Genomic DNA, 23187 nt, shown 5'->3' with positions numbered 1-23187 from the left:
CAGCGTTACACGCTGCTGTCAACACCTCTTTTTCAACTTCCTTTTGGCTTCGATAAACTGAAGCAACTTGCTGTCGAATCTCGCATAACTCATTGTTTAACAAGGAGTTTTCCGTTTCGACTGCGCCGGAAGTGGGGCGAATTATAGACAGATATAATTCGCCGTCAACCGTTACTTTCACATTTCTGTCATATCGATCAAAAAAGCCCAGAAACGCAAAGGCCGGCCCCAAGGGGCCGGCCTTCTGCTCATCCAACCTTACAAACTAGGGAAGGCAAACTGCGACGCTTCATGGCTGGCACGCTGCGGCCAACGCTGGGTGATCGCCTTGCGACGGGTATAGAAACGCACACCGTCCGGCCCATAGGCGTGCAGGTCGCCAAACAGCGAACGCTTCCAGCCGCCAAAGCTGTGATAAGCCACCGGCACCGGCAATGGCACGTTAACCCCAACCATGCCCACTTCAATCTCGTCACAGAACAGACGCGCCGCCTCACCGTCACGGGTGAAGATGCAGGTACCGTTGCCATATTCATGGTCGTTGATCAGTTGCATCGCCGCTTCCAGGCTGTTCACCCGGACGACGCACAGCACTGGGCCAAAGATCTCTTCTTTATAGATGCGCATCTCGGGCGTCACGCGATCAAACAGGCAGCCACCCAGGAAGAACCCGTCTTCATTCCCGGCAACGCTCAGGCCACGCCCATCGACCACCAGCTCAGCGCCCGAAGACACACCATCCTCTATATAGCCGCTGACCTTGTCCCGCGCCTGCGCAGAGACCAGTGGACCCATGTCCAAGCCACAGGAAGTACCTGCACCAATCTTCAGTGCCTTGACCTGCGGTACCAGCTTGGCAATCAATGCATCCGCCACCTGGTCACCCACACAGACCGCCACCGAGATCGCCATGCAACGCTCGCCGCAGGAGCCATAGGCGGCACCCATCAAGGCGCTCACGGCGTTATCCAGATCCGCATCCGGCATCAGCACCGCATGGTTCTTCGCCCCGCCCAGCGCCTGTACGCGCTTGCCGCGCTTGGTCGCTTCGGAATAGATGTACTCGGCAATCGGCGTCGAGCCCACAAAACTCAAGGCCTTGACCTCAGGCGCCTCGATCAGCGCATCCACCGCGCCCTTGTCGCCATGGACCACACTCAACACACCTTTGGGCAAACCGGCTTCCTGCAACAGTTGGGCAATCAGCAGCGTCGAGCTTGGATCGCGCTCCGATGGCTTGAGGATGAAGCAGTTACCGCAGACGATCGCCAGTGGATACATCCACAGCGGCACCATGGCCGGGAAGTTGAACGGCGTAATACCGGCCACCACGCCCAGCGGCTGGAAGTCGGACCAGGCATCAATGTTCGGGCCGACGTTACGGCTGTACTCGCCCTTGAGGATCTCCGGCGCCGAACACGCGTACTCGACGTTCTCGATCCCGCGCTTCAACTCACCGGCAGCATCTTCCAGGGTCTTGCCATGTTCTTCACTGATCAACTGCGAGATACGGGCTTCGTTCTGCTCCAGCAATTGCTTGAAACGAAACATCACCTGGGCGCGCTTGGCCGGCGGCGTATTGCGCCAGGCCGGGAATGCGGCCTTGGCCGAGTCGATAGCCTGTTGAATGGTTTCACGGCTGGCCAATGGCACCTGGTGAATCACCTGGCCAGTAGAAGGGTTGTAAACGTCGGCGCTGCGACCGCTGTCGTTGACCAGTTCGCCGTTGATCAAATGCTGGATAAGGCTCATGCAAGGCTCCTGAAAAGTTGTCCACAGGCGCGACACGCGTCGCGCCAGGCTGTTGTTCTATATAGAAGGAGAAATCAGTCGATCTTGTTCAGCACTTCGCCGACGGCATCGAACAAGCGATCCAGGTCCTGCGGCTTGCTGTTGAAGGTTGGGCCGAACTGCAGGGTGTCGCCGCCAAAGCGCACATAGAACCCGGCCTTCCACAACGCCATGCCCGCTTCGAATGGACGCACGATGGCATCCCCATCACGCGGGGCGATCTGGATCGCACCGGCCAGGCCGTAGTTACGGATGTCGATCACGTTCTTGCTGCCCTTGAGACCATGCAGCGCATTCTCAAAGTGCGGTGCGACTTCGGCCACGCTCTGCACCAGGTTTTCCTTCTGCAGCAGATCCAATGCCGCCAGCCCGGCCGCGCAGGCTACCGGGTGGGCCGAGTAGGTGTAGCCGTGTGGGAATTCCACCGCGTACTCAGGCGTCGCCTGGTTCATGAAGGTCTGATAGATCTCGCTGCTGGCAATCACTGCCCCCATCGGAATCGCACCGTTGGTGACCTGCTTGGCGATGCACATCAGGTCCGGCGTCACACCGAAGCTATCTGCACCGAACATCGAGCCGGTACGACCAAAGCCGGTGATCACTTCGTCGAACACCAGCAGGATATTGTGCTGGTCACAGATCTCACGCAGCCGCTTGAGGTAGCCCTGCGGCGGTACGAGCACCCCGGCCGAGCCTGCCATCGGCTCAACGAACACCGCAGCAATGTTCGACGCATCATGCAACTCGATCAGCTTGAGCAACTCGTCAGCCAGGGCAATACCACCCAGCTCCGGCATGCCGCGGGAGAAGGCATTGCTCGCCAGCAGCGTGTGGGGCAGGTGATCGACATCCATCATCGCCTGGCCAAAAATCTTCCGGTTGCCGTTGACGCCACCCAGGCTGGTACCGGCGATGTTCACCCCGTGATAACCACGGGCACGCCCGATCATCTTGGTCTTGGTCGCCTGGCCCTTTAGGCGCCAGTACGCACGCACCATCTTCACTGCTGTATCGGCGCACTCGGAACCGGAGTCGGTGAAGAACACATGGTTCAGATTGCCGGGGGTCAGATCGGTGATCTTTTCCGCCAACTGGAAGGACAAAGGATGGCCGTATTGGAAGCCCGGCGAGTAATCCAGGGTACCAAGTTGTTTGGCGACGGCTTCCTGGATTTCCTTGCGGGTGTGCCCCGCGCCGCAGGTCCACAGGCCCGACAACGAGTCGTACACCCGACGCCCCTTGTCATCGATCAACCAACTGCCTTCGGCCCCCACGATCAGACGCGGGTCGCGCTGGAAGTTGCGGTTGGCGGTGTAAGGCATCCAGTGAGCATCCAGCTTCAGCTGGCTGGCCAGGGTGGATGGGGCGTTTTCGGGCATGTTCATCAGCAAAACCTCGCAGGGCAAAAGGCAGCGTCGGGATTGAAAAGCGTTGTTGCAGCTAAATTGCCACGGGGATAAAGTCTGGGAAATGCAACTCTTCTAACCTTCAGTCAGGCTTTTACTAAACTATGAGCAGCCGCCGACCCGACCCGCTGGCCCAAGTGAGCGACTTCGATATCCGCCTGTTGCGCATCTTCCGCAGCGTGGTGGAGTGCGGAGGCTTCTCGGCGGCGGAAACCGTGCTGGGCATTGGTCGCTCTGCGATCAGCCAGCAAATGAGCGATCTCGAGCAGCGCCTGGGCCTGCGTCTGTGCCAACGCGGGCGCGCCGGTTTCTCCCTGACGGAAGAAGGCCGGGAGGTCTACCAATCGGCCCTGCAACTGTTAAGTGCGCTGGAAAGTTTCCGCACCGAGGTCAACGGCCTGCACCAACACCTGCGCGGCGAACTGATCATCGGCCTGACCGATAACCTGGTGACCCTGCCCCATATGCGCATCACCCATGCACTGGCGCAGTTGAAAGAGCGCGGCCCCGACGTGCAAATCCAGATCCGCATGATCGCCCCCAATGAAGTTGAGCAAGGCGTGCTCGACGGGCGCCTGCATGTCGGCGTGGTCCCCCAGGCCAGCGCCCTGTCGGGCCTGGAATACCAACCCCTGTACAGCGAGCGTTCGCTGCTCTACTGCGCGGTGGGCCACCCGCTGTTTTACGCTGACGACAAACAATTGGACGATCAACGCATCAACAGCCAGGACGCCATCGCACCGACCTTCCGCCTGCCCGCCGATATCCAGGCCCATTATCAGGCGCTCAACTGCACCGCCAGCGCGTCCGACCGCGAAGGCATGGCCTTCCTGATCCTTACCGGGCGCTATATCGGCTACCTGCCCGATCACTACGCCAGTCTGTGGGTACAACAAGGCCGACTGCGTGCGCTGAAACCGCCTACACGCTTTTACGATTTAAGCCTGGCTTCGGTCACGCGCAAAGGCCGTCGCCCTCATTTGGTGCTGGAAAGCTTCCTCGAAAGCCTGGCCGCGACCCGCTGATACGGGCTCCACACAAAACCTGAGCAAGTGGACAGTTTTTTGCAAGGCACAGGGACCATGAACCGTCAGCCCTGAGTCCACATGCCATGCCACCAGAATCCTCCAGCGCCAGCGACCTGATCTACGGTCTCAACGACCGCCCCAAACCACTGCCCGCCTTGCTCGCGGCACTGCAACATGTGCTCGCCAGCTTCGTCGGCATCATCACCCCGCCACTGATCATCGGCTCCACCCTGGGCCTGGCCGCCCACCTGCCCTACCTGATCAGCATGGCGTTGATGGTTTCCGGTGTCGGCACCTTCATCCAGGCGCGTAGGCCGTTTGGAATTGGCGCGGGGATGATCTGCCTGCAAGGCACCAGCTTTGCCTTTCTCGGCGCGGTCTTGTCAGCGGGTTTCCTGGTCAAGCAGCGCGGCGGCAGCCCGGAAGACATCCTGGCGATGATTTTCGGCGTGTGCTTTTTCGGCGCGCTGGTGCAGATCGTGCTGAGCCGTTTTATCGGCCAATTGCGCCGGGTCATCACGCCGCTGGTGACCGGCATTGTGATTACTCTGATTGGCATCAGCCTGATCAAAGTGGGCATCACCGACCTGGGCGGCGGCTTCAATGCCCCGGACTTTGGCGCGCCGACCAACCTGGCCCTGGGCCTGTTCGTGGTGCTGACGATTATCCTGCTCAACCGTTCGGATACGCCGTGGGTACGCCTTAGCGCGATCATCATCGGCCTGGTACTGGGCAGCCTCGCTGCATGGTTCAGCGGCAAACTGATACCCCAGCCCCTGCCCGACCTGCCCTTGATCAGCCTGCCGACACCGTTCCGTTTTGGTTTCAACTTCGACTGGAGCGCCTTCCTGCCGGTCGCGCTGATTTATCTGATCAGCAGCATCGAAACCGTGGGCGACCTCACCGCCAACTGCATGATCGCCCGCCAACCCATCAGCGGCCCTTCCTATATAAGCCGGCTCAAGGGCGGCGTGCTCGGGGATGGCGTCAGTTGCATGATCGCCGCCACCTTCAGCGCCTTTCCCAACACCACCTTCGCCCAGAACAACGGGGTGATTCAGTTGACCGGCGTCGCCAGCCGCTATGTGGGGCTATACATCGGCGTGGTGCTGTTTTGTCTCGGGCTGTTTCCGCTGATTGGCGCGGTACTGCAGCAAATCCCCAAGCCGGTGCTCGGCGGCGCGACCCTGGTGATGTTCGGCAGTGTGGCCGCCGCCGGCGTGCGCATCCTGGCCCAGGCCCCGCTGGACCGACGCAGCATGCTGATCATCGCCACCTCGTTTGGGGTCGGCCTGGGCATCGCCGCGCAACCGAATTTGTTGCACCTGATGCCAACCCTGGTGCAAAACCTGTTCGACTCGGCCATCACCAGCGGCGGGCTGACGGCAATTGTGCTGTGCCTGATCCTGCCGGAATCCAAGGCCGAAACGCGCGCCGCAAATCCACTCGTGGAAAACGACACACTGGAACCGCTTTGACGCTTTTATCGTATCGGGACTTGTCTGAGGCTTGAGGGTGGGTTATCTGTGCAGCAATCGCATTCATCGATCTGCACGGAAACCTCCATGAGCCTCGAAGTTCCTGCCCACAACAGCCACGCCGGAAAACCCGCCAGCCGCATTCGACAAAAGAACGAACAAGCGATCATCCAGGCCGCCGAAGACGAATTCGCCCGGCACGGCTACAAAGGCACCAGCATGAACACCATCGCCGCGAGTGCCGGGCTGCCGAAGGCCAACCTGCATTATTACTTCACCAACAAGCTGGGGCTGTACATCGCGGTGCTGAGCAATATCCTCGAACTGTGGGACAGCACCTTCAACACCCTCACCGCCGAGGATGATCCCGCCGAGGCGCTGACCCGCTATATCCGCACCAAGATGGAATACTCGCGACGCCAACCACAGGCCTCGCGGATTTTCGCCATGGAGATCATCAGCGGCGGCGAATGCCTTACCGAATATTTCAGCCAGGACTACCGCACCTGGTTCAGCGGCCGGACCGCGGTATTCCAGGCCTGGATCGATGCCGGCAAGATGGACCCCGTGGATCCGGTACACTTGATCTTCCTGCTGTGGGGCAGCACCCAGCATTACGCCGACTTCGCGACCCAGATCTGCCGCGTGACCGGCCGCACCAAGCTGACCAAGCAGGACATGGAAGACGCTGGCACCAACCTCATCCACATTATTCTCAAGGGCTGTGGCATCAAGCCGGCCCTCTGAACGAAGCGACCCGATGCCTTTCACCCTTACGGGCTTTTGTGAATTTCGCGAAGAAATCCGCAAAAGCCGCTTCATCACCTTTGCTGCACCGATTACCAGCCCGCAAGACGCCCAGGCGTTTATCGAGCAGCACAGCGACCTCAATGCCACGCATAACTGCTGGGCCTGGAAACTGGGCGGGCAATACCGCAGCAACGATGACGGCGAACCCGGCGGCACCGCCGGACGCCCGATCCTGGCCGCCATCGAGGCCCAGGGGTTTGACCAGGTCGTGGTGCTGGTGGTCCGCTGGTACGGCGGCATCCAACTGGGCACCGGTGGCCTGGCCCGCGCGTATGGGGGCGGCGCCAATAAATGCCTGCAAAACGCCGAACGGGTCGAGTTGATCAGCCGCGTGCCCTTGAGCTGTGCCTGTGGTTTTGCTGAGTTGCCACTGGTAAAGCTGCGTGTCGCCGAACTGGGCGGCCTGGTCCTGGAAGAAACCTTCACCGCCAACGGCGTGGAGTTGCAACTGGCACTCGGCGAAGCCCATATCGACACCCTGCAATCGCAGTTGGCCGACCTGAGCCGTGGGCGAATCCTGCTGCAACGTTGAACCTGATAATGTTGTTCACTGAACCTCGACGCCAAAGGAAGCCTTCATGTCTACGCCAAAAACCGCATTGATCATCGGCGCCTCGCGCGGGCTGGGCCTGGGCCTGGTCAAGCAATTGCTCCTGGACGGCTGGGATGTGACCGCCACCGTGCGTGACCCAAGCAAGGCCGATGCCCTGAAAGCTGTGGGCCCGGTCCAGATCGAGAAACTCGACATGGACGACCAGCAGGCCGTGATCGCCCTGAGCCAGCGCCTCAAGGACCGCACCTTCGACCTGCTGTTCGTCAACGCCGGCGTCAAGGGCCCGGCCATCCAGACCCCAGGCCACGCGACCCAGGCCGAAGTCGGCCAACTGTTTTTCACCAACGCCGTGGCGCCGATCAACCTGGCCCAACGCTTTGCCCCGCAGATCCGCCAAGGCAGTGGCGTACTGGCATTCATGAGTTCGGTACTGGGCAGCGTGACCATGCCCGATGCGCCGGACCTGGCGCTGTACAAGGCGAGCAAGGCCGCGCTGAACTCCATGACCAACAGCTTTGTAACGCAATTGGGCGAGCAGAAGTTGACCGTACTGTCACTGCACCCGGGGTGGGTCAAGACCGATATGGGCGGCGAAGGTGCCGACCTCGATGTGGAGACCAGCGTGCGCGGCCTGATTGCCCAAGTGAACGCCTACACCGGCAAGGGCGGCCATCACTTCGTCAACTACAAGGGCCAGACCATTCCCTGGTAAGACTGTAGCGATGTTGTGGCGAGCGGGCTTACCACAACAGACTCACTCGCTACCACCGATGAGCGGTGGATAGACCCCACCGCTCACTCCACGTAGACTTCCCTCCTCGCCCTACCGGCGACCCTGGATCAGCAGACAGGGCAACACTGAGCTGGCAAACCTGAACCCATCATTCAGAGGAGCCGGCCAATGCCTGCGACCCGTATCTGGTTAAAAAAACCTCTCGCGATCTTCACCGCCAATGCCCTTGATGCCCGTGGCGGCCTGGTGCTGCAAGACGGCGTGATCGTCGAAGTGCTCGCCCTCGGCCAACAACCGAGCATGGCCTGCGAACAAACCTTCGACGCCCGCGAGCATGTGATCCTTCCCGGCCTGATCAACACCCACCATCACTTCTACCAAACCCTGACCCGCGCCTGGGCGCCGGTGGTCAACCAGCCGTTGTTCCCCTGGCTGAAAACCCTGTACCCGGTGTGGGCACGCCTGACCCCGGAAAAACTCGCGCTGGCCAGCAAGGTCGCCCTGGCAGAATTACTGCTCTCGGGCTGCACCACCGCCGCCGACCACCACTACCTGTTCCCCGACGGCCTGGAAAATGCGATCGACGTGCAAGTCGACAGCGTGCGCGAACTGGGCATGCGCGCCATGCTCACGCGCGGTTCCATGAGCCTGGGCGAAGCCGACGGTGGGCTGCCGCCGCAGCAGACTGTGCAGCAGGGTGAAGTGATCCTCGAAGACAGCCAGCGCCTGATCAAGCGCTACCACGAGCGCGGCGACGGCGCGCAAATCCAGATCGCCCTGGCGCCCTGCTCGCCGTTCTCGGTCACCCCCGAAATCATGAGCGCCAGCGCTGAACTGGCCAACCAGCTCGACGTACGCCTGCACACCCACTTGGCCGAAACCCTCGACGAAGAAGACTTCTGCCTGCAACGCTTCGGCTTGCGCACCGTGGACTACCTCGACAGCGTCGGCTGGCTCGGACCACGTACCTGGCTGGCCCATGGCATTCACTTCAACCCCGATGAAATCGCCCGCCTGGGCGCGGCCGGCACCGGGATTTGCCACTGCCCAAGCTCCAACATGCGCCTAGCCTCCGGCATCTGCCCGACCCTGGACCTGATCGCCGCCGGCGCGCCGATTGGCCTGGGCGTCGACGGTTCAGCCTCCAACGATGCGTCCAATATGATCCTCGAAGCACGCCAGGCCCTGTATATCCAGCGCCTGCGCTACGGGGCGGAAAAAATCACCCCTGAAGGCGTGCTGGGCTGGGCCACCAAAGGCTCTGCGCAACTGCTCGGCCGTAGCGACATCGGCGAGTTGGCCGTAGGCAAACAAGCTGACCTGGCGCTGTTCAAGCTTGATGAGCTGCGCTTCTCCGGCAGCCACGATCCTGTTTCAGCGCTGCTGTTGTGCGGCGCCGATCGCGCGGACCGGGTGATGGTGGGCGGCAAGTGGCGGGTGATCGACGGGCAGATCGAAGGCATGGACCTCAAGGGCCTGATCGCCGATCACAGCCAGGCGGCGCGGCAGTTGATTGCCGGCTAGCTACACACCCAGCAGCGACAACATGATAAAGGTCGCAAACAGCACAAAGTGGGTCATCCCTTCGATGGCGTTGGTTTCGCCATCGTTGAGGTTGATCGCGCTGACAATCAGCGTGATAAACACCATCACTGTCTGCACCGGTGTCATCGCCATCTGAAACGGCTGGCCGGTGTACAGCGCCATCGCTTCCATCACCGGCACAGTCAAGATCACCGTCGACAACGAAGCCCCCAGCGCGATGTTGACCACCGACTGCATGCGGTTGGCCAACGCTGCACGCAACGCGGTCAGTATCTCCGGCGCGGCAGAAATCGCTGCCACCAGGATCGCCGTGATCACCGGCGGCGCGCCTGTGCCCTCCAGGCCAAGGTCCAGGGTCTTGGACATCACTTCGGCCAATGCGCCAATCACCACCACGCCAAACACCAGGGTTGCGATGGAGAATGTCAGGTTGACCGGCGACGCCTGTTCCTCCGGCAGCGGCTTACGGCGTTTTTCCGGATAGCTGTAGCTGAAGAAGTAACTGTGTGGCCCCACCTGCATGCGCAGGAACAAGGCATACAGCACCACCATCGCGCCAATGGTGAAGGCCGAGTAGATTTTCCAGTCGGCCTCGGGGATGAATTCCGGCACCACCATGGACACACCCATGGCGGTCAGGATCATCACGCTGTAGGTCCGCGCCGAATCATCGTTGTAGGACTGCTCGCCATGCTTGATGCCGCCCATCAGCGCGGCCAGGCCGAGGATGCCGTTGATATCCAGCAATATGCTTTTCTAGACACATGAATTCATCTAGAAGGTGTAACCCTATACGAATCAACAGCTTAGAAAACGATTTTGACACCTAAAACTTGACACCCATTTCCATGTGCTTCGGATACCCCAGACGGAAAAAACGCTGAATTCATCGACACTCCACCACCTCCCATAGGCTGAGAACGGAAGAGAGATCTCACAATGATCGATATGAGTTCATCGTGGCCAGGTTGCCATCACCTCGGATTGACGGGTGGGAAGCCCTAGCGCACCGTCCATCGCCTTTGCCCCCTCCCCCCCACAAATCACCAATCTCAAGGGTGGACAGCAGGCGCATATCGCAGTGTTGTCTGCGGCGAGGCGCGGGATGTCCAGTCACACCTGAAAAAAATCACGGTTGCGCTGGACGTGATTCAAGCCGATTCGGAGCCTAACATTAGACTCGATACCACAAGCTAGGGGGCCGAACACCAACCGGACTAAATATATGCGGAGGTAGTGCTTGTATTCCGTAGAACACGGCGACGAGATAAATCGATAATTTATTCAAACGCTAAGTCAATATTGCTTTAATTAATGCCCCGCCAGCAGTCCCGGCAAAGAGCTATTAGAGACCACCTGGTTGAGGATGACCAAGCAATCGCTCAGTGAAATACTCTCTAGGAACTGAGTACACTGGGAAGGAGCAACCGCCGTCCTTGCGCTCAACCACGCTTAGGCATGCCGATAACCACGAACCCTCTCGTCCAGCCTAATCCCTACCCCCCGGCGTATTGGCTGATCAGCGTCCAGGGCGGTAATTCCTTATCAGCGAAACACAGACAAAACAGATATACAAAACAACATATCAATTGTCGGCCAACCTTTCACTGCGACATGAGGTTAAAGCAAAATTCCGTCCAGAAATACATGTAAGAGTATGCTTTTAATACACTGTTTAAAACTTTATAAGCACGCACTAAAGTGCTTGACCAGAGCAGCAAGATCACTACGCTATGCCGTTTTTGGCGTAGGATCTAATTATGCTTACCTACCAAGTGCAGGATGATCGCATCACATTCAAGTGGGATGATGATGAATGTATTCGCGGCTACCGGATTGCTACTATCCACACTCCATCGTGGGTCGACAAAGAAGTGCTCGACAAAGTAGCCGAAGCGGTTAGGGTATTATGCATCACGGGAGCTGAAACTAGCTATTCAGGGCGCTTCCGGGCAAGCAAATATATCTTCAAGCACATTACCAAGCTTCGGTTAAAGTTCCCACCTGCGGAAGATGACTGGAACAACTTCATACTCACACATTACTCCCATCACCTCTACAACAAAGATCACAAGCCCAAAACCCGCTTTGACCATTGGAGTGCGGTAGCGTTTGTTTATAAAAAACTGAGGCGAGATGGATTCATACCGGAAGACACATTCATCCCAGATTCAACAGCGAAGTCCGTCAGTCAACCGGAGAATATGTCTCAACCGGCTGGATACGGGACTATGCACACGCCCATTCCCAAAAGCCCACAATTTCTACTCCCCAAAAAATACCTTGTGGAAGAAGGCTTGAGTCTTGAAGATGACGTGTACCTACTTAATGTTAAGAACACTCTCGCGACAAGGGCCGATGCCATTGTCGAATGCTCGGTAGACTACTGGAATCGAATGCTAAGATGCCACGCTCGAGGTGATGAACTATGCAAGAATATTTCGAACGACGAAATCGAGGCAGTTCTAGAGAGCGGAAAATTCAGCAAAAATGGGATGCATCTTGCGCATCCAGATTCGCCTACAGGTATCAACTGGTTTTTAGCCGTCGCTCGATATTACGCCGAACAGACTGACGAGCTTAAATCGATGACATTCGACGATCTGCAAGAACTACCTTTCTTCAGGCCAGTCATCTACAACTCTCATAGTAAGCCGAAACTTAGGGAACGACTATGGGAGGTTGCCGGCGACGACTGTATCGATAACAATACAGTTAACGAAACTTTCAACCGACTACTCGGCTACTTGTCACCGAGAGACTGCGCAGTTGCAAGTGCGATCATTGCATCAGAAAACCCTTCGTTCAATCCATCATCACTGACCAACATAAGGTTATACCGACGAGACGGAAAATTCTATCTACGCGGCAATAGTGACAACAAGCGAATAACAGTCAGCGTTAGCAAACCTCGCGCGCAGTCACGCAAGGTCTCTGTACTTCCCCCATTGAGCACTCGGATCGTTATGGATGTGATTCGGTGTACAAACATGCCAAGACGACGCCTTTTATCGGAGGGTAAGAGCGGGTGGAGGAAGCTGTTTCTTGTCTCGAGCAGAAACCAAATTGGCTCCAGTCCTAACTTTGCAAAAACCTTGACTACAAATGCTGGACTCTCTCTGCACGATTTATATAAAGATGAACTAGACAAAGTAGGCGTAACTCCAAGCATGGTCAATCTCTACACGATCCGATGCACTCAAGGGATTTTGGAGTTTTTGCGTACTGGTAGTCTCCAGGCCGTAGCGGACATGCTGGGTAACTCTTTGCAGGTGGTCAGAGATAAATATATTCCGGCCTGGATGGTTCATCGATGGGCGACGAGGTTTTTCAGGGTGCTACATCAAAAGGTCATCTTAGTAGCAACAGAGGGCGAGCCTTGGCAGTTAGCTGCATCTGACTTTAGCACTCGAGAAGAGCTACAGGCTTTTGTCCGACGGATACTATTAGGCCTTAAGAAGGGAGATCCCTTAAGCGAAGCCTTACGCTCGAAGCTGGGTCATTACTCGCCTGACCCCAGCTCTCTAATTGAAATGTTTGTAGAGCGCGAGCTGCTATTTGATCGGAGTGCGGCTAGCCTTGCCGCGATCTACGCATACGCAGATGCCGTCGATAAGCTTGCACCAGAAGAACGCTTAGTGATCGATGAGCGAACTAGCGTGCCCTTATGGATCTTCCCGGTGCTCAGGGATTTAGTAGCGAAAACAATTTCCCTCGATTTCGATAGCGCATCTAACGCCGAGATGGCTATTGCGGGCAGGGTTTCGGGCGACTCCATGAGTGAACTCCGAAAATCGCATGCTCGTGCGACCATCCTGAAGCAAGACCTTCGTCCGCTAGTCTCCCTTTCCGATTGGAAGGCCATCTAATGGAAGACTTTTCATTCGACGAACGTCGTATCAAAGCGATGATCGAGCACGCGGAACGGCAAAGCAAAATCTATAAAAGAAGCCACAGCTATCAAGCAGATTGGCTGGTAAGAGGTGGGATCGGAAGTCAGGAATGGCTGGTCAGTTTTCCAGGTGGGTCAAAGCTTCAGTGCATGAGCTTTGATCGCTTGATGGCGGACGGCACCAACCTCACCGACGACCCTAATAAGCTGCTGCTGGAAACGGTGCAGAAATGGTTATTTCACTGTCGCATGGGCACCATTACAGGTAAACCAGTCGCGGAAGGTCGATGGATCACATACTTTAGCTTCGCTATGAATTTGGCGGCACGCGCCAATCTTTATAAAGATACTTATGAAACCAGTACGCATGGCTTCAGGCTTTTCGATGAGGACGCCTGCAAAGCTATCGCCGAAACTTTCAGTCAGGGTGGATGGACTGCTGCTTTGTTGTTGAAGGAGCGTTTCATTTCACACCTGCTGGATATCTTACCTGTCTCCTTCTCATTAGAAGATCTTATATCAGACCCGGACGCCCTGCCAGTTGAGCTCACAAGAGAAGCGATTTCCTACTTTACTCGAAATGATCTCTATGTCTCCAGCGCCCAAAACAGCACCTATGATAAAGGATTGCTGTCAAGAGACTATATTGGCTCCATTCTCGGTCGACCTTCAACGTCTCTGCATAATGCAAATTTTCGACTGTTCATTAGGCAGTTTGAGCCGGCCTTAGCCCATGACGACTTACTACAAAGAGGTGTACGAGCAAACCTTCACAGCACTCAAAATACTAAGACAATAGATGAAGCAGCTGACGGGGCGATGGGCATCAGCTCTTTTATGGATACCATGTCGTGCCTAAAATTATTTTTCCAAGGCCATGATATTCTGCCCGAAGACATCCCCGACATTAAACTGAACATTGATCAACTTGTTCTTGATTACAAGCCACACTTGAAGCCAGGTGGCCACACCAAATTGCTACCTCTTGATATTGGCTTCAAATGCCTGAATCAGGCCTGCAAGTGGATAACCGTCTACGGAAATGCCATAGTTGAGTCTCTGATTTTTTACATCGAGCAATTCGTCTCTATTGACGAAGACAATTCATTGTCGAAACAGTCCGTAAAAAAGAACGAGCTCTTCCAGAAAACAAAACACCTTTGGATGACGAGAGGTATGGAAAACCTACCTACCCAGCCGCTATTCCAAGCGCTCAACATAAGCAGGCTCCAAACCAAAGAGAAGAAAAATTTCCCTGTAGATAAAACCAACTACAAAATGGTGATGGAATCTTTTTATGGCGCTTGCGCCATAATTATCGGCATCGTAAAACCTATTCGGAATACTGAGCTTAGTACCCTTGAACGTAACTGCCTATCTACTGACCAGGGCAACAATGGCGCTTTTATGGGCCACATGGTTGGCAAAACTGGGGAGTTGGGTGCAAACGACTTCATTGAGCGCCCTATTCCCTACGTTGCTGCCCATGCCATCCAGCTACTCCAAGTGCTCGGCGAAAAGCTAGCAGATATCTATGGAGATGAATCGGAGTACGCAGGGAGGCTGTTTTATATTCCGGGCAGAGGATTCAAATGCCCTAGTGGCGAAATTCCCGAATGGAAAGTAAACTTGTGCATTAATACTTTCTGTGACGCTATCCAACTGCCCGTCGATAAAATAGGTCGGCGATGGTATGTGCGCATTCACGAGATGAGAAAATTCTTCCTCCTGCTCGTACATAGACACGTAGGAGATTCAGGGAAAGAATTGCTGAGGTATATGGCAGGTCACTCCAATAGGAAGCATATTGATGATTACACAGATTATGAACCGTCAGATTCGGAAGCCGTCCGATATGAATCCGAATGCATCGACGACAAGCTCATTGCTCTTGAAAACGGCTTGCTGTCCAAAGATACAAACCAAGGGCTTCTAGCGCTTTACATAGAAGCCTTGAAGCACTTCAAAGCCACCAGCATCGCCTCGATTAGTAACAAGGAATTGCTCAAATACCTAGACAAAATGGTGCAACAACCTGAGTTCGATATGACCACATATAAAGTCAGGCTTGAATCTTACGACGAAGAAATCTACACCATTGATTTCGCCATTTGCCTAGGAGGCCAAAAAGATGAGAGATACAACAAATAAAAATCTCCACTCTCGTCACACTTGGCTTTCACAGGTGCTATCTAAAGAAATTACACCGTCGAAAGCCCAGCTTCGAGCCCTATCCTCGATGCGAGGCTTCTGCAAACTCGATGTCGCTGGCTGCTTCACATCGATTTCGCTCAACTCCCTGAAGCAAGCGGCTAAGGTCGCACAGTTTGGCATCTCTGGGTCAAGCCTGTGGGACAACATGCTACAGATGAGATCCAGGGCATTTGCCCTGTTGACTCCCAAGGTTAACCCGGCGCCTGCACCTAACCTTCCTTCAGACAAGGATCAGGCACGCATCGCGCTGCTGGAGGCTCACATCGCCTCGATGGCGTACTTTGACATCCTGACTTTCCTAGAGCGTATTGACCCTCAGAGCAACCGTAGCGCTGACGAAATCCGCGCAACCATCAGACTTAAAGTCAAAACATCCAAGGCCAAATATCAATCTTTCCTGATAAGCGACCAGATATTTTCTTCAGAGAAAATGAAGGTTATCGACGGCGGCAAAAAGGATGGGTAAGCAACTCTACACGGAATATGAATCCGTAAGCCTGCCAGACAAAGCTATGCCGATTCGGAAGGCTGGGACGTTCATTGGAAAGCCACGCACTATCGAAAACTTCGTACTTATTCGCTGGCCTAACGGTAGGCCGTGCAACCTTGCCAATCTATGGATCGCTGAGATCTGCGCGTCCACAGGCGCCAGAGATTCTGCGCGGGTAGACGCAGCGCTCATTACGCACTTCATTCGCTCTTGCTCTGTCAAGAGCATTCAATTCAGCAATTTCAACGAAACTAATTTTAAGGATTTTACTGAACAGCTAGTTCAAGAAACCAGGTCTACCCTTCGTGGTATCGCACCAGCAAGGAATAACAATCGCACCAGGCTAATCCAGCACACCACGCTTAACTTTTTGCACTGGCTAACAGAAAACTATCCAGATCTTTCTAAAACGCCGTTGGTAGGCCTAAAGAATAGTGGTGCAAATATCACGATATCTTATGAGATAAATCCCAAAACCAAGCGATCCTACATGGTTCATCCCCTGCTTGTAGCTCCCGTGCCGTACAACGATGACAAGGTGGCAATAGACGAACACATCATCCAAAAAATCCAGGATGAGATTTTCCGGAAGCGAGACTGGGAGGATCTGCCTGCTAGCTCCAAGCTTAAATCAATCAGTGACCTCGAACTCTACGATGCTACCAGTGTGTATCTATACGAGCGGCGGATGTTCACGTTAAGAATGATGAAGCTCACAGGACTACGTCCTGAGGAGCTATTTGACCTCGACCTTCAGCTCAATCAAAACATTTCGAATACACTAGAGATTGTGATCCCCACTAAAAAGCGCGGAACTCCGGCACCGTTACGCCGTTTTAAAATCAATGCTGCAGATGCAAGGCGGTTTGAAATTTACGTTGAAGCCAGGAAAGCTTACATTGACTTCCTAGCAGATCGTAAAATTTTTTTCGACCAGCCCAACAATATATTCCTAGGTGAAAATGGTAGTCGATTGAAAAAAGAGTCAATCACTAAGGAGTTTGACCGACTGTGTTTAGGTGCTGGTTTGTCAGGCACCCGCGTTTGCCTGTCCATGTTTAGACATCGTTTTGTCACGCGTCAAATCAATATCAGGCTGGAGGAAAGATTTGCCCAAACCCCCGCTCTAAAGAAAGGGTGGACGCCGGCGCTGCGAGACGATGTTTGCGCAGAGGTGGCCCAACTCACCGGCCACTCTGACCCTGCTTCTCTCCATCATTATTTTCACGCTGAATATAAGGCGCTCACCTCGAGTTCTACCTACAGTTCGATGCTTGAAGCCCAAGACGAACTGGACTCTGTTAAAGACACGCTCACTGCTCTGGAGCATAGATCCAAGCTGCAAAAAATTGATATGTCGGTTGAGATCCGAAGCGTCAAAGCTCTGGTTGAAAAGCTGGAAATGCGGCTAAGCAGCCGCGAGAGTGCTGAGTAGTGTTGCTGTTCCACCCGAACGGCTTGTGAACCTGAGTCATCACAGTTTCACGCGCTGCCGGTGTGGGTTTACCGATACCAGGGAGAATAGTCAGATGCGAATAGTCCGTGCGCTATGGGATCTCATCCGCCAAGACCGCCGTCCTCAGCGTGAGATTGAGCGCGAACTTGCGTTCATCCAAGCCGCGAACAGCCTCCAGACCCTTAGGGTGACGCCGGAAGGGGCCATGTTCATTGATCCAGAAGAGTTCCGGGAGCAAATTGTCTGCGCACGTGAGCAGTTGAAGCATCTCGTACACGACCCAAGAGCGCTTGGTGGGCCGTTCCGAGCATCTGAGAGCCATAGGGCGGATGAGGGCGCGGGTTTCGCCGTCGAGGCTCCTGTGGAGCCAATGGACTGCATTGAGGTCGTGGCCTGGCGTAGGCTTTCCAGTGGCGCAGCATTGCGCTACGTGTGCCTCCAGTGTACAGGTACGGGGCGATTCGCTGTCGCTACAGCCAGTCTGTTCACAGAAGCCATAGAGAGTCTTCCGACCTGGGGCGACGGCAATACCAACAGGCAAATCGCGAACGCTCTACAACTTGGTGATCTCCAGTGGTACGCGGCTGTGAGCGAGGCTATGGATGCTTGGGATGCGGAGCTTTGATGACCCTGAGCGTTCAGTTGGGGCGTGCCCCTTCGGGGAGGGGCTGTCGTAAACCGAGCCTTGGCGCAAGCGCCGGCATCTCGGCCCTTCGGGCGTCCATCCCACACGTCTGCGCGCTCCGCTTGCCCTATCCAGCCGCGTAATTACCTAGCTTCGGATCGGGCGGTCAGACAAGCTGAGCTACATCCAAAACTCACAGGAATCAGTGCTTTCGTAAGTTGAGGAGCGGTAGTTCAATCTTTGAAAAAAGCGCGGCAGGCTTCCATCAAAGCGGTAGCGTCATGCAGAGCTCGGTGGTGCCTAGTTGTTGGCAGTAGGCGATAAATGTCACTAGCCGCCTCCCGACCGACAAAAACTTCCAAAGGCTTCAACTCAAAGGTCGGGATCTGATCTGCTGCCTCATAAAGGACGTCGAACCAAAACACGTCTTGAGGTGAGTCGCTGCAAAGCACATGCCCTGAAAACAGCTGATTCATTCGTTCCGCCACGGTGTGGGGGGAATCGCCTTCCTGAAGCAAATGATCCTGCGTAAGGCCATGCATGTCTTGCGCATCGAACGACCAGTGTGTCCAGTAACGGGCTGGCCTTATCAAGGAACTGAACGAGGTCTCACTCGACACGACGGCGACCTCAATGGGATAGCTATCAGGAGCTATTCCAGAAGCTTCAAAATCAACAAAAAACGAAGGCCGTCCCACCTTGCTACTCCTGTTTGAGGTTGCGATTTTCAGCGGCAACACCGACTGCTTGTGTTTGCGCCGCCATCGCTTGAGCCAGCCGTTCTAGCTGTTAGCAGCCTTTGCAAGTCGATGGTCTTGCAGATGCTGCATCTCACGCTCCCATTCAACCAAAAATTTATACCAGTTCGCAGCGTAAGGCCCATCTAACAATCTGGTCGACCCGATACTCGCCTGATTGAAGCGCTCCCTCCAGGGCTGGGGGATAGTCTGCTCCAAAATGATGTCGATTCCGGAGTGGTGATGCTGCACGGTGACACAATCCCGAAGCTGGTTGAGCTCAAGTGCCTTGTCAGCATGAGGGGAGTATTTCCGTTCTTGAAGGTCAAGGTCATCAAGGATGGATAAGGCGTCGAACGCCTTCGAATCGCCTGGAGATATGTGCGCAAGCATCCACAAAGCCTTTCGTCTCTTGGCCTCCAGTTCGCGGAGTTCATCGTCGGGCATTTGAGTTACCTCTTGTTGGCGTTGATGGCGTGCCGCCTGCGGCGTCAGGCTGCTGTGAATCGAGCCCCGCCAAGGCGTGTCTCGCCCCTGCGGGCTCGCATCCCTCACGCCTGCGCGCTCCGCTTGCTTGGTGTCTGAGCCTATGTGAAGCATAGATCGCAACGCATCCTACCCTCATGATTCGGAGCTCGGCATCGCTATTCGAAGCGTTCTGTTATCGTTCTAAAAGTAATTTAGTCGCTCTTATTCATCAGCCTTCTGGGGAGCCGGGAATGGACACAACTCGACGCGTACCAGGCAGAGCCTACCAAACGGTTCGCGATCCTGAGCGTCTGCTCATTGAAGAGCGCGCCGAAGCTCTATCTGCTGCAGGCTACCCGCTGCCAGATGATGATCCGGCTATGTACGCTGAGCAATTGTTGAAAGAGGCCAGAGCGGCAGCTCGTTCGTCGCAGCTAGATGGCGCTGCCGAAGAGGCTCCACTCTCAGCGCGAGAGGTCAGCCAAGTGCTGAGGGAGGTAGCTCTTGGGCGCCTAATTATGGTCAGAGCCTGCGAGAGGGGATGGGAAGAAATTTATGCGGAGCGCTTCAAAGTTAATGTCGAAGGTTGGCGAATATCTATTCATAACGACCGCGATGAGCTGGGCTACTGCGAAGAGTGCATAAGCCCTGACGGACGGCGCTGGTCTTTAGACTCGGGAAATCGCTTTGGCACAGATCCCATTGCTATGCTGAGCACATGGGAGCATCAAACGCTTGAGCGTCTCCTGAAGGCGATTTAAGTGGGGCACCCTCCGCCACCCGCCTCTTGAGACATTTACGCAGGCCTGCCAGGCTGCTAGGACGACTTCGGTGCTCAGATATTTGTCTTTCGTCCTGTGAGTTACAAGGTACTGCCGACTAGGAAGTTAAGAGCTGCCGCCCCCCCCCATTTTTAGCATCAAGGAAGAAAATGAAATACTCATTGCTTGAAGGCGCTCGTGTAGAGGCCACTCCAAAAGCACGTGGTGTTTGCAGTTTTTGTGGTTCCCAGACCGTCGCTAAATGCGGGAACCATGTCGTCTGGCATTGGGCTCATAAACGTTTGGACAATTGCGATCCGTGGTGGGAAACGGAAACGGCATGGCATCGCGATTGGAAGAATATGTTCCCAACCGAGTGGCAGGAAGTTGTGTTGCAAGCGTCCTCAGGGGAGCGACATATAGCAGATGTCCGAACGCCTTCAGGGATGGTTATTGAGTTTCAGAGATCGACAATACATCCTGAAGAGGTCATCGCGAGGCAAAACTACTATCAAAATATGATCTGGGTGATCGATGGCACGCGAACTGAGTTCGACAGGTACAACTTCAGAATGGGTTTGTCAAAAGTGTCGGAGAATGGACTGGCTTCATTTAGCTGGCATTCCCGCAGCAAGCTTTTTGCTCGCTGGTGGGTTTCCAAACCCGTGTTCATCGACTTCGGCCCCGATTTTGGTATATGGCGCGTCTTAAGATTCGATCCGACTCAAAAACGTGGAGTGGTGGCTTACACACACAAGGAAAAGCTGGTCGAATGGATCACCAACGGCACCACCGATTTTAGCTTCAATGGAGGCCCGGCCTCTGATAAATCCGGTACGGCGGATCAATAAAAACCGACCAAGCGTCTAGCCGGCATCTCTGTCCTTCGGGCTCATTGCTGTGCCTGCTTGCAAATCAAACACTTCGAGACTACTGAGGGACGGGACGCTCATAAAGTGCTCTCCAGGGTATCCCTATAGCCCTCGCACCCTTCAGAGATAGCCCTGGAGAGTACGAGAGACGATTTCGGGAGAAGCAACTCAAGGCTTTTCCTCCCACCTTCAGCGGCGCAGGAGACGGTCTAGTACCAGCAGGGCTACTGCACCAATTGCAAGTGCAGCAACCGGCTTCTCTTTGACGAACGTAGACACACTATCCAGTGCATCGCCATAGGTTTGGGTCAACTGACCGGCAGCCTGGCGTCCCGCACCTTCGGCTTCAAGCTTCGAATCACCAAACAGTTTCCCGACTGCGCTCTGCGCTTTGCCGGCAACCTTTTCTACAACGCCTTCTACCTGTTCGCTCTTCATGATTCACCAAACCTTTGTGTGTAAATAGGATGCTCAGGGTTGACCTGAGCTAGCGGCTATCTGCACAGGATTAGGGGCGTGGTCGTCATGATTAGTTCAAAGTTGCTGAGCACCGGGAGCTACCCGTAAGACACTTGCTGACTCATCTCTGAGCTATGCTGCGTCGTAATAAAGGAGTCCATGTAGATGCCCGGTGAATACTCGCTGTCAGATGTTTTGGAAAGGATGTACCAAAACCAACTCGCTCTCGAAGCTGCGCTCATGGAACTGACCCTCCAGGTGGAAGCCCAGGGACATGCCGAAGTCGGCGCCAACGTTCGTGGCGCGCTCTACACAATTGGCGAGAACGCGGGCCACATAAAACAAGGCTTCGCGCGTCTCAGCAAGCTCCCATGAGGCAGCCACTATTTGATTTTGATCTCAAGCGTGTGTCACGTGAGCACTACATTACCGGCAAAGCTGCGATCAATTTTCCACATCCTGAAAGCACGACGGGCGGGTGGCATTTTCTGTCGTATTTCGACCGGGAGGCTGGGGTCGTCAAGGTATCGTTGGCGGGCATTCATTATCCAGATACCACCGACTTTTTTGGCGATGCGGGCGTAACTGACGTAACTGACCAACTGTTTCAGCGTGGTTGGTCGGAAGGGGGGCGAAAACTCTTTATGGCTGATCACTACCGAGCCGTAGCCGACATGATTGCGAAATGGGCACTCAGCGAAACGAAACATTGCAGCGTTGAAATTGACGAGTGGTTTCCGGCGTCAAATGATAAAAAACGGTTGGTAGACCTTATTACTAATGGGATGCCGAAGATCTGCAATCGTGCAAAATCGGAGAAAGCTGAAATCTGGTTGAACTCGCAAACGAGCCGTTCTATTTGCAGGTAAACCAGGCATCGCCAGCAGCCCTCTTACGCATTGCTTCAAGCTGATTTCCGGTTGCCGATGGTGAGTGAAGGAGGGGGTGTGGCAAGGACAATCACCCGCCCTGACTTGCAGGACTTACAGTTAGTTGGCTATTCGATAGAGGTTCTGTCAGTGGCACCCAGCGCAACCCCAGCCCCTTGATCAAATAGCGATTAGTCCGGTCAAAGTCCTGATCGTCCGAGACGGTGAAGCTGCCTGAGCGGAAGGATATGAGATTCATCTCCAACAAAAGAGTAATGGCCGGGCTGATGGCCGACCGAGGCACACCTGTCAGATCCATAATCCTGTCGTAGCTGACGATTGTAAGCCCATCGCGCCCTGTTAAATCTGCTTCAGAACGACGATCTTTGTTCCGAAGAGCGAGAAGCAGGATGTAGATTTTCAGTGCCATTAGGGACAGCAAGCTGTTGAGCTTGAAAGCTCGGAGCTTGAAAAGGTGTTTTCTGCTAACCGCAGGAGCATCACCCTCTTTTCCTCTTACGCGGTAGAGCCAGCTCTTCGGAATCTTTGCGTAGCCTTCATCCTCAAGCCAACGGCAGACGTAAAGCAGCGAGCCGTCACGAGCCTTTGAGCTGTCGCTCCGGATGAGCCCATTGGCCAGAAGAATTCGCAAAGACCTGGCGATCACCAGCCGGGAATGCCCCAGCAAAATTCCAAGTTCTTCATAAGTGGTCTTCACGAGACCTGAACGAAAGTCTGCGCGGGTGCAAATAGCTATGTAGGTTTTGAGCGAAGCAATCGAAGCATTCGTATGCAGCGCGCTAACCATATTTCGAGCGTCCCTGTGCTTGAACTCTCGTAACCCCCCGGCCATTGCCCAGCGATTTGGCATCTTGGCCCAGCTCATCTTCATTTCGACCTCCTCAATAAAGCGAAGCTAAGTACAAGGGCAATGCACAAGGCAAGGTTCAGCGGGTCTGCCGTCAGTGCCTGCTGAATCATCAAGATCATGTCGTTCATC

The 23187-nt window shown here is 55.0% G+C and carries 21 protein-coding genes and 1 pseudogene; 14 read left to right on the top strand and 8 right to left on the bottom strand.

The features are described 5' to 3' along the window. From BHC62_RS28705 to BHC62_RS04675, 3 genes are all read right to left on the bottom strand, one after another. On the bottom strand, positions 1-256 hold a 256-nt coding region (locus BHC62_RS28705), incomplete at its 3' end, for a hypothetical protein (protein WP_218124015.1). 2 nt (positions 257-258) lie between these two features. After that, positions 259-1752 (bottom strand): CoA-acylating methylmalonate-semialdehyde dehydrogenase, encoded by a 1494-nt coding sequence (locus BHC62_RS04680; RefSeq protein ID WP_070994359.1) that lies wholly within the window; start codon positions 1750-1752, stop codon positions 259-261. A 74-nt stretch (positions 1753-1826) separates the two neighbouring features. Next, entirely contained in the window at positions 1827-3176 is a 1350-nt protein-coding gene (locus BHC62_RS04675; protein ID WP_029297539.1) for an aspartate aminotransferase family protein, read from the bottom strand. A gap of 125 nt (positions 3177-3301) precedes the next feature. On the opposite strand from BHC62_RS04675, the gene BHC62_RS04670 reads away from it, so the two are divergent. From BHC62_RS04670 to BHC62_RS04645, 6 genes are all read left to right on the top strand, one after another. Next, positions 3302-4222 (top strand): LysR family transcriptional regulator, encoded by a 921-nt coding sequence (locus tag BHC62_RS04670; protein ID WP_029297541.1) that lies wholly within the window; start codon positions 3302-3304, stop codon positions 4220-4222. Between the two features lie 86 nt (positions 4223-4308). Further along, complete coding sequence (locus BHC62_RS04665) at positions 4309-5703, top strand: uracil-xanthine permease family protein (protein WP_070994358.1); 1395 nt, start codon at positions 4309-4311, stop codon at positions 5701-5703. 87 nt (positions 5704-5790) lie between these two features. Further along, positions 5791-6450: a TetR/AcrR family transcriptional regulator gene (locus tag BHC62_RS04660; protein ID WP_070994357.1), complete on the top strand. Its 660-nt coding sequence runs from the start codon at positions 5791-5793 to the stop codon at positions 6448-6450. Between the two features lie 13 nt (positions 6451-6463). After that, positions 6464-7045, top strand: a complete 582-nt coding sequence (locus tag BHC62_RS04655; RefSeq protein WP_029297547.1) for a YigZ family protein — start codon at positions 6464-6466, stop codon at positions 7043-7045. A gap of 46 nt (positions 7046-7091) precedes the next feature. Beyond that, positions 7092-7778, top strand: coding sequence for an SDR family oxidoreductase (locus BHC62_RS04650; protein WP_029297549.1), 687 nt, complete (start codon positions 7092-7094; stop codon positions 7776-7778). 189 nt (positions 7779-7967) lie between these two features. Then, positions 7968-9323: an 8-oxoguanine deaminase gene (locus tag BHC62_RS04645; RefSeq protein ID WP_070994356.1), complete on the top strand. Its 1356-nt coding sequence runs from the start codon at positions 7968-7970 to the stop codon at positions 9321-9323. Here the strand turns inward: BHC62_RS04645 and BHC62_RS04640 are convergent. After that, positions 9324-10097 (bottom strand): annotated as a pseudogene (locus tag BHC62_RS04640) (calcium:proton antiporter); the annotation flags it as partial. Positions 10098-11104: 1007 nt separating this feature from the next. Here BHC62_RS04640 and BHC62_RS04635 point away from each other — a divergent pair. Genes BHC62_RS04635 through BHC62_RS04620 form a run of 4 tightly spaced genes read left to right on the top strand, consistent with a single transcriptional unit; the run spans position 11105 to position 17375 of the window. Beyond that, positions 11105-13213 (top strand): hypothetical protein, encoded by a 2109-nt coding sequence (locus BHC62_RS04635; RefSeq protein ID WP_070994355.1) that lies wholly within the window; start codon positions 11105-11107, stop codon positions 13211-13213. Next, entirely contained in the window at positions 13213-15387 is a 2175-nt protein-coding gene (locus tag BHC62_RS04630; protein ID WP_070994354.1) for a hypothetical protein, read from the top strand. Before BHC62_RS04635 ends, BHC62_RS04630 begins: the two co-directional genes overlap by 1 nt. Further along, the gene (locus tag BHC62_RS04625; protein ID WP_143007484.1) at positions 15368-15916 is read left to right on the top strand and encodes a hypothetical protein; all 549 of its coding nucleotides are present in this window, start codon (positions 15368-15370) and stop codon (positions 15914-15916) included. The genes BHC62_RS04630 and BHC62_RS04625 overlap by 20 nt, the downstream gene beginning before the upstream one ends. Continuing rightward, on the top strand, positions 15909-17375 hold the full coding sequence (locus BHC62_RS04620; RefSeq protein ID WP_070994353.1) for a tyrosine-type recombinase/integrase: 1467 nt from the start codon (positions 15909-15911) through the stop codon (positions 17373-17375). The genes BHC62_RS04625 and BHC62_RS04620 overlap by 8 nt, the downstream gene beginning before the upstream one ends. Before the next feature lie 879 nt (positions 17376-18254). Here the strand turns inward: BHC62_RS04620 and BHC62_RS04610 are convergent. Next, positions 18255-18719 (bottom strand): exonuclease domain-containing protein, encoded by a 465-nt coding sequence (locus BHC62_RS04610; RefSeq protein WP_070994351.1) that lies wholly within the window; start codon positions 18717-18719, stop codon positions 18255-18257. Positions 18720-18803: 84 nt separating this feature from the next. After that, complete coding sequence (locus BHC62_RS28535; protein ID WP_070994363.1) at positions 18804-19205, bottom strand: hypothetical protein; 402 nt, start codon at positions 19203-19205, stop codon at positions 18804-18806. 272 nt (positions 19206-19477) lie between these two features. Here BHC62_RS28535 and BHC62_RS28835 point away from each other — a divergent pair, with 272 nt between their 5' ends. Both BHC62_RS28835 and BHC62_RS04595 read left to right on the top strand, forming a co-directional pair. Next, positions 19478-19987, top strand: a complete 510-nt coding sequence (locus tag BHC62_RS28835; protein ID WP_256324234.1) for a hypothetical protein — start codon at positions 19478-19480, stop codon at positions 19985-19987. Positions 19988-20157: 170 nt separating this feature from the next. Continuing rightward, positions 20158-20838, top strand: a complete 681-nt coding sequence (locus BHC62_RS04595; protein WP_070994350.1) for a competence protein CoiA — start codon at positions 20158-20160, stop codon at positions 20836-20838. Positions 20839-21048: 210 nt separating this feature from the next. Here BHC62_RS04595 and BHC62_RS04590 read toward each other — a convergent pair whose 3' ends face one another. Continuing rightward, on the bottom strand, positions 21049-21297 hold the full coding sequence (locus BHC62_RS04590; RefSeq protein ID WP_057009840.1) for a CsbD family protein: 249 nt from the start codon (positions 21295-21297) through the stop codon (positions 21049-21051). Between the two features lie 186 nt (positions 21298-21483). Between BHC62_RS04590 and BHC62_RS04585 the strand changes: the two genes are divergently transcribed. Both BHC62_RS04585 and BHC62_RS04580 read left to right on the top strand, forming a co-directional pair. Further along, on the top strand, positions 21484-21693 hold the full coding sequence (locus BHC62_RS04585; protein WP_070994349.1) for a hypothetical protein: 210 nt from the start codon (positions 21484-21486) through the stop codon (positions 21691-21693). Then, a complete protein-coding gene (locus BHC62_RS04580) occupies positions 21690-22187 on the top strand; it encodes a hypothetical protein (protein ID WP_070994348.1) in 498 nt (165 codons plus the stop codon). Before BHC62_RS04585 ends, BHC62_RS04580 begins: the two co-directional genes overlap by 4 nt. Before the next feature lie 91 nt (positions 22188-22278). Here BHC62_RS04580 and BHC62_RS04575 read toward each other — a convergent pair whose 3' ends face one another. Then, a complete protein-coding gene (locus BHC62_RS04575; RefSeq protein WP_070994347.1) occupies positions 22279-23079 on the bottom strand; it encodes a hypothetical protein in 801 nt (266 codons plus the stop codon). Positions 23080-23187: the final 108 nt, after the last annotated feature.

It is taken from the genome of Pseudomonas sp. 06C 126, assembly GCF_001855215.1.
GTDB classification, from domain to species: domain Bacteria; phylum Pseudomonadota; class Gammaproteobacteria; order Pseudomonadales; family Pseudomonadaceae; genus Aquipseudomonas; species Aquipseudomonas proteolytica.
This window is presented reverse-complemented; position numbering and strand designations above follow the sequence as displayed.

Excerpts from the sequence above, each read along its gene's own strand:
- BHC62_RS04680 (WP_070994359.1), bottom strand. The coding sequence starts at position 1,752 with ATGAGCCTTATCCAGCATTTGATCAACGGCGAACTGGTCAACGACAGC.
- BHC62_RS04675 (WP_029297539.1), bottom strand. The coding sequence starts at position 3,176 with ATGAACATGCCCGAAAACGCCCCATCCACCCTGGCCAGCCAGCTGAAG.
- BHC62_RS04670 (WP_029297541.1), top strand. The coding sequence starts at position 3,302 with ATGAGCAGCCGCCGACCCGACCCGCTGGCCCAAGTGAGCGACTTCGAT.
- BHC62_RS04665 (WP_070994358.1), top strand. The coding sequence starts at position 4,309 with ATGCCACCAGAATCCTCCAGCGCCAGCGACCTGATCTACGGTCTCAAC.
- BHC62_RS04660 (WP_070994357.1), top strand. The coding sequence starts at position 5,791 with ATGAGCCTCGAAGTTCCTGCCCACAACAGCCACGCCGGAAAACCCGCC.
- BHC62_RS04655 (WP_029297547.1), top strand. The coding sequence starts at position 6,464 with ATGCCTTTCACCCTTACGGGCTTTTGTGAATTTCGCGAAGAAATCCGC.
- BHC62_RS04650 (WP_029297549.1), top strand. The coding sequence starts at position 7,092 with ATGTCTACGCCAAAAACCGCATTGATCATCGGCGCCTCGCGCGGGCTG.
- BHC62_RS04645 (WP_070994356.1), top strand. The coding sequence starts at position 7,968 with ATGCCTGCGACCCGTATCTGGTTAAAAAAACCTCTCGCGATCTTCACC.
- BHC62_RS04635 (WP_070994355.1), top strand. The coding sequence starts at position 11,105 with ATGCTTACCTACCAAGTGCAGGATGATCGCATCACATTCAAGTGGGAT.
- BHC62_RS04630 (WP_070994354.1), top strand. The coding sequence starts at position 13,213 with ATGGAAGACTTTTCATTCGACGAACGTCGTATCAAAGCGATGATCGAG.
- BHC62_RS04625 (WP_143007484.1), top strand. The coding sequence starts at position 15,368 with ATGAGAGATACAACAAATAAAAATCTCCACTCTCGTCACACTTGGCTT.
- BHC62_RS04620 (WP_070994353.1), top strand. The coding sequence starts at position 15,909 with ATGGGTAAGCAACTCTACACGGAATATGAATCCGTAAGCCTGCCAGAC.
- BHC62_RS28535 (WP_070994363.1), bottom strand. The coding sequence starts at position 19,205 with ATGCCCGACGATGAACTCCGCGAACTGGAGGCCAAGAGACGAAAGGCT.
- BHC62_RS28835 (WP_256324234.1), top strand. The coding sequence starts at position 19,478 with ATGGACACAACTCGACGCGTACCAGGCAGAGCCTACCAAACGGTTCGC.
- BHC62_RS04595 (WP_070994350.1), top strand. The coding sequence starts at position 20,158 with ATGAAATACTCATTGCTTGAAGGCGCTCGTGTAGAGGCCACTCCAAAA.
- BHC62_RS04590 (WP_057009840.1), bottom strand. The coding sequence starts at position 21,297 with ATGAAGAGCGAACAGGTAGAAGGCGTTGTAGAAAAGGTTGCCGGCAAA.
- BHC62_RS04585 (WP_070994349.1), top strand. The coding sequence starts at position 21,484 with ATGCCCGGTGAATACTCGCTGTCAGATGTTTTGGAAAGGATGTACCAA.
- BHC62_RS04580 (WP_070994348.1), top strand. The coding sequence starts at position 21,690 with ATGAGGCAGCCACTATTTGATTTTGATCTCAAGCGTGTGTCACGTGAG.
- BHC62_RS04575 (WP_070994347.1), bottom strand. The coding sequence starts at position 23,079 with ATGAAGATGAGCTGGGCCAAGATGCCAAATCGCTGGGCAATGGCCGGG.